This window comes from Maricaulis sp. B-26 (genome assembly GCF_056857855.1).
In genome coordinates this window covers 71,158-81,204 of sequence record NZ_JBSXNX010000012.1, presented here as the reverse complement: position 1 = coordinate 81,204, position 10,047 = coordinate 71,158, and the positions used below count along the sequence as shown (strand labels likewise).

Below are 10,047 nucleotides of genomic sequence, written 5' to 3'. Positions count from 1 at the left end.
CTGATGCCGGACAATGCCGTCATCAAGGACTGGGTCGCCCGCTGCGCCGGCCACCCGTCGGTCAAGCGCGTCGCGGAGCGGGAGATGGCAGAGGCCTAGGGGGAGATCGGCCACTTTCCTCCCCGCTCGCGGGGAAGTGGGCCGCGGCAAGGCCGCGGGTCGAAGGGGGCACTCGGCGCTTCATCCTGCACCAGCCCCCTCCGTCCCTTCGGGACACCTCCCCCGGCGGGGGAGGACGAAACACCGATAGCGCCACGACCTTCCGGCCTGGCGGTATGAGGGGTGCAGGATGCCGGCTGATGCCGGAGTGTTGCTATAAGTGTGAGTGACATCAGGGACATCCTGCACACGGAGATTTACCGGAGCCCTCACGGGCTCCCTCTCGAAACCGGTCTGGACAGACAGTCAGCGCTTTTGCTGCCTCTCCGAACCGATGGCCTCACCGGGCCTTGCCGTGGTCAATCCGGCAAGGACGGGCAAGCTCCGTCCTCCCCGCACCCCCGGCGAACCAGGCCAGGCCTCGAGCGGTGCGAGAACGGGGAAGAGTCTAGGTTAGGTTTTGAGGGTGGGGATAAGTTCCCTGAAAAACCCCAAACTTGTCATCCCGGACGCATGCCCGGCCCTGAGCCGGGCGGAGATCCGGGACCCATACGCCCGGTGCGGGTCGGAAGCATAAGCAGCATGGATAGAGAGCCGGCTTTCGTCCAATTCCCGCGTTTATGGGTCCCGGCTCTACAGCCCGCCTGCGCGGGCTATACGGCCGGGATGAAAACTTGAAACGAAAAATCTCGATTCCCCCGGACCCCGTTCCGGGGCCTCGGAAGTCTTGAAGAGTTGAACTCGCCCCCGTTTCCGAGGCCCCGGGACAGGCCCGGGGAAACCGGAGCTGAGTGGCGCGCCCCGAGCCCGTTTCCCCATTCATCTCTTGCCGGGATGTCGCCGCACGGGTCCAGCGCCGTCAAGGCGCATGCCCGCGAAGCGGCGCCGAAGGCGGCCTTGACGGCGCTGGACCCGTGCGGCCCGCTGGCTGGCGTGAGATGAAGGGATGGATTTGCGCGCAGCGCTTAAGGGGCAGGACTGGCGTTCGGACGGTTGAGCAGACGGGAGACGTGTTTTCAGTCCCTTAATTTCATCTGTCCCCATTCATCTCGCGGGTAGTAGGTGCCTGTCACCATTTATTCGGCCACCGGCTCAGACCGGGCCAATCTGGACGCCCGAAACGGCGGAGCGGAAAGCCGCCGGATGATTAAATCGGTACGTGTCCCCGGTTTTCCTGGCCTTGATGATTTCGAGCAGGAACTATTTCTTGAGCAAGCGAATATACAGCCTAGCGGTTTCGACAAGATAGTCCTGCTCAACCCACAAGATTCTAGCCGGTCTTTCCAAGTTTACCCCTGAGCCAGCTGTCTAAGCGCTAACCCCCTACTCCCACTCGATCGTCCCCGGCGGCTTCGAGGTCACGTCGTAGACCACCCGGTTCACACCCCTGCACTCATTGATGATCCGCGTGGCGACGCGGCCGAGGAAATCGTGGTCGAAGGGGTAGTAGTCCGCGGTCATGCCGTCGACCGAGGTCACGGCGCGCAGGGCGAGGACATGGTCATAGGTGCGCTCGTCGCCCATCACGCCGACGGTGCGGACCGGCAGCAGGACGGAGAAGGCCTGCCAGATCTTGTCGTAGAGGCCTTCCTTGCGGATCTCGTCGATATAGATCGCGTCGGCCTTGCGCAGGATGTCGGCCTTCTCCTTGGAGACGGCGCCGGGAATGCGGATGGCCAGGCCCGGCCCCGGGAAGGGATGGCGGCCGACGAAGGCTTCCGGAAGGCCGAGCTCGCGGCCGAGCGCGCGGACCTCGTCCTTGAACAGCTCGCGCAGCGGCTCGACGAGCTTCATGTTCATGCGCTCGGGCAGGCCGCCGACATTGTGGTGCGACTTGATGGTGACCGAGGGGCCGCCATCGAAGCTGACGCTTTCGATCACGTCCGGATAGAGCGTGCCCTGGGCCAGGAAGTCGGCGCCGCCGGCGGCTTTCGCCTTCTCCTCGAACACGTCGATGAAGAGCTTGCCGATGGTCTTGCGCTTCTTTTCCGGATCGTCGACGCCCTCGAGCGCGCCCAGGAAGAGCGCCTCTTCGTCGGCATGGACGAGCGGGATATTGTAGTGCTCGCGGAACAGGGTCACGACCTCGTCCGCTTCACCGAGGCGCATCAGGCCGGTATCGACGAAGACGCAGGTGAGCTGGTCGCCGATCGCTTCGTGCAGCAGCACGGCCACGACCGAGCTGTCGACGCCGCCGGACAGGCCACAGATGACCTTGCCGTCGCCGACCTGTTCGCGGATCTTGGCGATCGCCTCATCCTTGAAGCTCGCCATGGACCAGTCGCCCTTGAGACCGGCAATCGTGTGCGTGAAATTGCGCAGCAGCGCCGCACCGCGCGGCGTGTGCACGACTTCCGGGTGGAATTGCACGCCGTAGAACTTGCGATCCTCGTCGGCGATGGCCGCAAACGGCGCATGGCCGGATTTGGCGATGACCCTGAAACCCTCGGGCAGAGCCGCGACGCGGTCGCCATGGCTCATCCAGACGCGCTCTTCGTGACCGATCGGGCCGAAGCCCTCGAAGAGCGGGCTGTCCTCGACCAGGGTGATGTCGGCGCGGCCGAATTCGCGCTCGTCGGAGGCTTCCACACGGCCGCCGAGCTGCGCGCACATCGTCTGCTCGCCATAGCAGATCCCCAGAATGGGCAGACCGCGCGTGAACACGCTCTCGTCGGCGCGCGGAGAATTGTCCCAATGCGTCGAGTGCGGCGAACCGGAGAGAATGATGGCCTTCGGATCGAAATCGTCGATGAAGGCCTTGTCGGCGCGGTTATAGGGATGGACTTCGCAATAGACGCCGCTTTCGCGGACGCGCCGGGCGATGAGCTGGGTCACCTGGCTGCCGAAGTCGATGATGAGGAGTTTTTCGTGGTTGTCGGTCATGCGCTTTCGAGCCCGCGCGCGCAGGCTTCCCGGAGGTCGATTTGTGTGGAAATGGCCGAGATGAGGTTCAGCATGCGGCCCGATAACGCGAGTCAGCCCGAATGACCAGTGCCTAGCGCTGTCCGGCCGGGCTTTTTACCGGGTTGAACTCGAAGCGACTTCGGCCCAGTTTCCGGACAAGGGGCCTGAGGGCCCGGAGCGAAGGATACCGACATGATCACCCGGACCGGATTTGCCTCTGCTTTCCTCGGACTGGCGGGCCTCACGCTCGCAGCCTGCTCGCCTGCGCCGACGGCCACGCCGCTCGCCCGCGGCGACTGGCAGCTCGCGGCCGGCGAGTCGCATCTCAACTTCGTCTCGGTGAAATCCGGAACCATCGCCGAAGCGCACAGCTTTTCCGGCCTCTCCGGCTCGGTCACGCCGGACGGGAATGCGGAGCTGGTCATCGACCTCGCGACCGTCCGTACCGGCATCGATATCCGCGACGAGCGCATGCGCGAACACCTGTTCGAGACGGAGACCTATCCGGACGCACGCGTCACCCTGCCGGTCGATGTCGCCGCACTGGAAGCGGACGGCGTGCTGCAGCCCGGCGATCGCGTGGCGATCAATGCGGAGGCCACGCTTGATCTTCACGGCATGAGCGTGCCGCTGGAGACGCATCTCACCGTCACCCGGCTGTCCGATGACCGGGTACTGGTGGAAACCTCCGTGCCCGTCCTGCTCCATGTCGAGGATTTCGGGCTTGGCGGCGGACTGGAAACCCTGCGCGAGATTGCCGGCCTTCCCGGCATCGCCCCGGTTACCCCGGTGACGGTCTCGCTGGTTTTCGAGCGGGGTTAGCGAGAGGCTGCCGGGCGGATGCGGCCGGATCGATCGTCTGCGCAGGCGGCCCGGCACGATCCTCACTAGATTGAATCTCTGTAAGTTTCGGGCAATGCTTAGCCATTCCGCGCAGCGCTAGAACTCGACCGTCAGCGTAGCGGAGTGAGTCATGCATCAGCCAGTCGGGCCCGGCCCCGTCTTCATCGGCGGCGCGCCACGTTCGGGCACGACGCTCCTGCGGGCGATCGTCAATGCCTCCGGCGTCATCACCTGCGGCCCCGAGCTCCGGGTCGTGCCGGCGCTGTGCCAGCTCGCCAGCCAGGTCGAGGCTCACCATGCCGATGTGCTGGACGCGGAATACGGCCTCTCCCGCGATGCGCTGCAGGCCAGCTTCGCCCGCTCCATCGCCGGCTTTCTCGAACCGGTCGCGACCCGCACCGGTCTACGGCCGGCCGAGAAGACCCCCGCCAATATTCTCCACTTCCCGACCCTGCGCGCCCTCTTTCCCGACAGCCCGCTGATCGCGATCGTCCGGGATCCGCGCGATGTCGTGGCCTCCCTTCTCGGCATGGACTGGCGTGACGCCAGGACAGGCCAGCCTATGGCGATCACGCGTGACGCCGCCAGCGCCGCTCGGCTCTGGCTCTCGAGCGTCGAAGCGGGCGCCGCCATGCGCGACGATCCTGGTTATCTGGAACTGCACTATGAAGCGCTGGCGCGCGATCCGGCCTCCGAGACCGGCCGGCTGGCCGATCATCTCGGCCTGAACGAACTCGCCCGGGAGCGGGCGCTCAGCCACTGGCGCTTCTACAATGCGGAGGCCGGCGAAGCCGAAAGCAGCGCCGCCCGCGCGGCCCGTCCTGTCGATACCAGCGCCATCGGCCGCTGGCGGTCCGTCCTGACGCCGCAGCAACGCAGCCAGGTCGAGCAGATCACGGGAGAGATGATGGACGCGCTCGGCTATGTCTGAGGCCGGGCCGGGCCCATACGACAGCTCTCCTGAAACCGGCCGCCGCTTCGTCTTCGCCGGCGGCTGTCCACGCTCGGGGCTTACCGTGCTGCGCGCCCTGCTGGCCGGTCACTCGCGCCTGGCCTGCGGCCCCGATACGGGCCTGCCGCCCTCCATCGCCTTCCAGTGGAATGCTTTCGCCACCCAGCTGGGCACGCTGCACGCGGCCGAGTTCGACATGGATGGCGAAGCCGTACGCGCCAACATGGCCCGCCTCCTCACCGAGCTGATCGGCGAGCCGGTCCGAGGGACGCCGCAGCACCTCCTCGTGGAGAAGACAGCTCTCAATGTGGTCGCCTTCGAGCCGCTGGCGAAACTCCTTCCCGAGGCGCGCTTCATCCATGTCGTGCGCGAGGGACGCGACGTCGCCGCCTCCCTGCTCGAGCGCGACTGGCGGGATTCGAACGGTCACCGCTTCGCCCATACGGTCCGGCCGGACGCCGCCCTGAAATACTGGAGCGACCTGACCGGGATCGGCCTCAAGGCCGAAGCCGCGCTGGGCCCGCGCATCATCCGCGTGCGCTATGAGGACCTTGTCACGCGCCCGAAGGCTGCTCTGACGTCACTGACACGCTTTCTCGGCCTCGCCTGGGAACCCGCCATGCTTCACCTCGCCTCTCGCGACATGGCGCTCTACGGGCTGGAGGAAGACAGCCGCGAAGCCCTCTCGGGCCCGCTCAGCCGCAAACATGTCGGCCGCTACAAGCGTGATGAGCGTCTCCGGCATGCCCCGCCATTTGTGGGGCAGAGGCTGGAGGAGCTGGGGTATGGGTAATCCAGGACGAGGAAGAAGCGCGCGATTTGCGGATACCGATATACCGCGCGCCGAGATACTCCGAGTGCGCCTCGGCGAGACTGTCAGGCACCATGCGGTCGAAACTCCCTGCCGCCGCCTGCCCGCCTACCCCACCCGCTCCAGCACGCAGATATAAAACCCGTCCGTATCCGTGCGCGCCGGGGAGAGCTGGATGGCGCCGTGGTCTCCGACGCAGGGCTCGAGGGCAGCGTCCGCCCCGTCGGCGAGACCGCCGGAGGCCTTGAGGACGTCGAGCGCCGGGACCGTTTTGAAAGCGTCGGTCTTCGCGAGGAAGTCCGATACGCGGTCGCCGTTTTCTTCGGGCAGGACCGAGCAGGTGATGTAGACGAGACGGCCGCCCGGCTTCACATAGCGCCGGGCGCGTTCGAGCACGGTGTCCTGTTCGGAGATGCGCTTTTCCAGAGCCGTCGGCTTGAGGCGCCATTTGGCGTCGGGACGCCGGCGCCAGGTGCCGGTTCCGGTGCAGGGCGCGTCGCAGAAAACGACATCCATTTTCTCAACAAACTCACCCAACACATTGTCTTCCTTGCCATCATGGACCTGCACATTGCGCGCACCTGCACGCTTGAGGCGGGGCCAGATGGCGCGCAGACGGCGCCAGTCGATGTCCCAGGCATGGACCTGTCCGGTATTGTGCAGCAAGGCCGAGAGGGCCAGCGTCTTGCCGCCCGCACCGGCGCAATAGTCCAGTATCTGCATGCCCGGACCGGCATTGGAGGCCAGGGCTGCCAGCTGGGAACCGATATCCTGCACCTCGACCCAACCCTTGCCATAGGCCGGAATACTCTCGGCCGCAGCCGCCTTGCCGCGCGGATCGCGCTGGGCAATTCGAATACCTGAGCGCACGAGTCGGGATTGTTCGGCAGCCTTAAGTTTGGAGGATACTTCCTTGAAAGCCTTGTCGAAATCCACGCGCTCTTCATTCACCCTGAGATCGACCGGAGCCCGCGAGGAGAGGCGTGCGCCCTCCTCCGCAGCGTCCTCTCCGAAGACCCGAAGGAAGCTCTCCTCGAGCCAGTCCGGGAAGTCGCCACGCACATGCAGGGGCGCGTCCGAGATGTCGCGCGAAAGACCTTCGCGTTCGGCGTCGGTGAGCGGTTCGGGCGCATGCTCGTCGCCTTCGAAGAGCGCATCGATCTCCTCCGCGGAAAGCCCCCAGATACGGCCGACCGTACCCAGAGCGAGCGCGCGTGCGCCCTCCTCGCCCATCGCATGTCCGATGGAGGCACGGTGACGCAGAGCGTCGAGGACGAGCCCGCCGATCCAGGCCCGGTCGCCCGAACCGGCGAAGCGGTGCGCCTTGCCCCAGTCTCGCACGGCATCCTTCACCGGCTGATGCTGGCGGGTGAGCGTGTCGAGAATCTCGATCGCGGCCGCGATCCGGGCGCCGTCTCTCATACGTGTGTCCTAATTCGGCTGTGCGCCGCCATACGACTCTGCGAGCTGGCGGCAAATCGCTCTGGGGGCGGTGATCAAACGGCGGCCATTGGAGGCCGTCTCGAACTCGACATGCGCCTCGGTCTCGTCCGCGAGGACCAGGGTGGGCGCATTCTGGTTCTCCTCGTCCAGCACAGCCACGATCTCATGGCGCGGACGCGGATAGTCGACGCGCACGATGGTGACGGCATCGGCCCAGTGAGGGTTGAGCGCGAGCATGCCCTCCACCGTGCAGCAATCGGTACACAGCCATGGGCCGCCTTCCGCATCGTCCCACGCACCGGTCAGCAGGAAGAGAATATCCTTCCCGGTCTCGATTGTCGGTTGTTCGGCCATCATCGACTCATCACCTCGACGGTCAGCACGATCCAGAAGCTCAGCAATACAAGGGCGCTGGCCGCAAAGGCCATGAAGCGCGGGCGCAGGCTGTTGGTGGTCACATGAATGCCGGCGTGAAGCAGTCGCAGTCCGAACCAGGTCCAGGCCAGCATGACGAGGATGGCGCTGCCCGATTCCAGGATGAGCGCGAAGGCAATGCCGGCATAGAAGAGGATCGGCGTTTCGAGCTGGTTCTGGAAGGCATTGCCGACCTGCTGGACGCGCGTCGGCCAGGCCCGTTGCCCCAGCACGATATCGCCCGGCTTCACCTTGCCGCCGGCCACGGCGCCGAAGCGCATGCCGCCGGTCGCGAAACCGAGCGCAAAAGTCAGCAGGACCTGTGCGAGGACCGGGAAAAAGAGATCAGTGTTCATGATGTCATTCCTTCGCGATTGGGACCGCGAGGTTAGATCCGGTCCGTACAGGACCGTCAGCCGAAAAAAGCGACTGACGGCCATGCACTTGTATTTGCAGGTGGCTAGCTCCGCGCGGGATAGTTCGGCGCTTCGCGGGTGATCTTGACGTCGTGCACATGGCTCTCTGTCAGGCCCGCATTGGTGATGCGCACGAATTGCGCCCGCTGGTGGAAGTCCGCGATGGTTCTCGAGCCGGTATAGCCCATCGCCGCGCGCAGACCGCCGACCATCTGGTGCAGGATCGGGCCGACCGGGCCCTTGTAGGGCACCTGACCTTCAATACCTTCCGGCACCAGCTTCATGCGCTCGGTGTCCTTCTGGAAATAGCGGTCGGCGGAACCGGCCGCCATGGCGCCCAGCGAACCCATGCCACGATAGGATTTGTAGGACCGGCCCTGGTAGAGGAAGACCTCGCCCGGCGCTTCTTCCGTGCCGGCGAGCAGCGAGCCGACCATGACGGCATCGGCACCGGCGGCGATCGCCTTGGCCATGTCGCCGGAATACTTGATGCCGCCATCGGCGATGATGAACGCGTCCGAGCCTTCCGCAGCGCGGCGGGCATCCATGATCGCCGTCAGCTGGGGAACGCCGACACCGGCCACGATGCGCGTGGTGCAGATCGAGCCCGGCCCGATACCCACTTTCACGCAGTCCGCACCGGCATCGATCAGCGCCCTGGCGCCGTCATAGGTCGCCACATTGCCGGCGATGACGCGGGCGGCACTGGAGGATTTCTTGACCCGGGTGACCTGGTCGAGGACGGATTTCGACTGGCCGTGCGCCGTGTCGATCACGACAACGTCGACACCGGCATCGATCAGCGCCTCGGCGCGTTCGAAGCCGCTATCGCCGACCGTGGAGGCTGCGGCGCAGCGCAGGCGGCCCTGGCTGTCCTTGGCGGCCATCGGATAGGCTTGGGCCTTTTCCATGTCCTTCACGGTGATCAGGCCGATGCAGCGGTCCGCCTCGTCGACCACGACCACGCGCTCGATGCGGTGACGGTGCAGCTGGGCGCGGGCCTCGTCCTCGCTGGCGCCCTCCTTCACCGTGACGACTTCGCGCGTCATCAGATTGCCGACCTTCTCGTTCGGGTCGTCGGCGAAGCGGACATCGCGATTGGTAATGATGCCGACCAGCTTGCCCGGCAGGCCGTTGGATGGGCCATCCACGACGGGAATGCCGGAAATGCGGTGCTGCGAGATCAGGGCCCGAAGATCGGCCAGCGTGGCCTCCGGCGAAATCGTCACCGGATTGACCACCATACCGCTCTCGAAACGCTTTACGCGACGTACTTCCTCGGCCTGTTCCGCGATGGTGAGATTGCGGTGGATCACCGCCAGGCCGCCGGCCTGGGCCATGGCGATCGCCATGCCGCTTTCGGACACGGTGTCCATGGCGGCGGCGAGCATGGGGATATTCATGCCGACATCGGACGCGACACGCGTCGAGACGATGGCATCGGCGGGAAGAACTTCGGACGGGCCCGGTTGCAAGAGCACGTCATCGAAGGTGAGACCTTCGCGAATCTCCATGGGAGACTCCTCTCTGCTGCTTGCGGCGCGGCTATATGCCGGATTCGAACACGACGCAAGGGACCGTCTCAAGCTTTCGCGCAAGTGTCGCAGGCGCCGCCGTTTTCACGCCTGCCAATCGCCCCCTTTTCGCCCGCCTCTCATCGCCGGAATGCCGTTTTCGACCGCGAGGCTGTGACCGTGCCCGAGGGGCGTCCGGTTCGTGGAGAGGCGGATGCCGGGCGCGGAAACGGGGGACATATCATGCGCAGACGCTCGAAACGCCGCGACGACCAGGCCGAGGTGAACATGACGCCGATGCTCGACATCGTGTTCATCCTGCTGATCTTCTTCATCGTGACAGCCACCTTCCTGAGCGAGGAAGGCATCGACATGCGCCCGCCTCCGGAATGTGACGAGAACTGCGGCGAACCGGGCCCGCCGCCCATCGTCGTCCAGGTCGACGGCGACGGCGTCATTTTCGTCAACCGGACCCGCACCGACGTCGAACGCGTCCTCGCTGCCGTGAACCGGTTCCGCGCCGAGGAACCGAACAGCGCCGTCCTGCTGGAAGTCCACGACGAAGCCGAACACGGCATCGTGGTCCGTATCTGGGACGAAATGGGCGCCAACGGCGTTCCGGTCTCGATCCAGAGGACGGGCGGGGAGTGA

Annotated in this window: 9 protein-coding genes; 4 read left to right on the top strand and 5 right to left on the bottom strand. The window is 65.5% G+C overall.

Annotated features, from left to right (window positions below):
- Positions 1-1,422 precede the first annotated feature (1,422 nt).
- On the bottom strand, positions 1,423-2,982 hold the full coding sequence (gene guaA, locus AC13HB_RS02215; protein WP_482948085.1) for a glutamine-hydrolyzing GMP synthase: 1,560 nt from the start codon (positions 2,980-2,982) through the stop codon (positions 1,423-1,425).
- A 213-nt stretch (positions 2,983-3,195) separates the two neighbouring features.
- Between guaA and AC13HB_RS02210 the strand changes: the two genes are divergently transcribed.
- The 3 genes from AC13HB_RS02210 (at position 3,196) to AC13HB_RS02200 (ending at position 5,591) form a co-directional block, all read left to right on the top strand.
- On the top strand, positions 3,196-3,825 hold the full coding sequence (locus AC13HB_RS02210) for a YceI family protein (RefSeq protein WP_482948084.1): 630 nt from the start codon (positions 3,196-3,198) through the stop codon (positions 3,823-3,825).
- Between the two features lie 151 nt (positions 3,826-3,976).
- Positions 3,977-4,777 (top strand): sulfotransferase family protein, encoded by an 801-nt coding sequence (locus AC13HB_RS02205; protein ID WP_482948083.1) that lies wholly within the window; start codon positions 3,977-3,979, stop codon positions 4,775-4,777.
- Complete coding sequence (locus tag AC13HB_RS02200; RefSeq protein ID WP_482948082.1) at positions 4,770-5,591, top strand: sulfotransferase family protein; 822 nt, start codon at positions 4,770-4,772, stop codon at positions 5,589-5,591. Before AC13HB_RS02205 ends, AC13HB_RS02200 begins: the two co-directional genes overlap by 8 nt.
- 126 nt (positions 5,592-5,717) lie before the next feature.
- Here AC13HB_RS02200 and AC13HB_RS02195 read toward each other — a convergent pair whose 3' ends face one another.
- The 4 genes from AC13HB_RS02195 to guaB form a co-directional block, all read right to left on the bottom strand.
- Entirely contained in the window at positions 5,718-7,031 is a 1,314-nt protein-coding gene (locus AC13HB_RS02195) for an RsmB/NOP family class I SAM-dependent RNA methyltransferase (protein ID WP_482948081.1), read from the bottom strand.
- 9 nt (positions 7,032-7,040) lie between these two features.
- Complete coding sequence (locus AC13HB_RS02190; RefSeq protein WP_482948080.1) at positions 7,041-7,406, bottom strand: DUF3088 domain-containing protein; 366 nt, start codon at positions 7,404-7,406, stop codon at positions 7,041-7,043.
- Positions 7,406-7,822, bottom strand: a complete 417-nt coding sequence (locus tag AC13HB_RS02185) for an MAPEG family protein (RefSeq protein WP_482948079.1) — start codon at positions 7,820-7,822, stop codon at positions 7,406-7,408. The genes AC13HB_RS02190 and AC13HB_RS02185 overlap by 1 nt, the downstream gene beginning before the upstream one ends.
- A 104-nt stretch (positions 7,823-7,926) precedes the next feature.
- On the bottom strand, positions 7,927-9,396 hold the full coding sequence (guaB, locus tag AC13HB_RS02180; RefSeq protein ID WP_482948078.1) for an IMP dehydrogenase: 1,470 nt from the start codon (positions 9,394-9,396) through the stop codon (positions 7,927-7,929).
- Between the two features lie 243 nt (positions 9,397-9,639).
- Here guaB and AC13HB_RS02175 point away from each other — a divergent pair, with 243 nt between their 5' ends.
- A complete protein-coding gene (locus AC13HB_RS02175) occupies positions 9,640-10,047 on the top strand; it encodes an ExbD/TolR family protein (RefSeq protein ID WP_482948077.1) in 408 nt (135 codons plus the stop codon).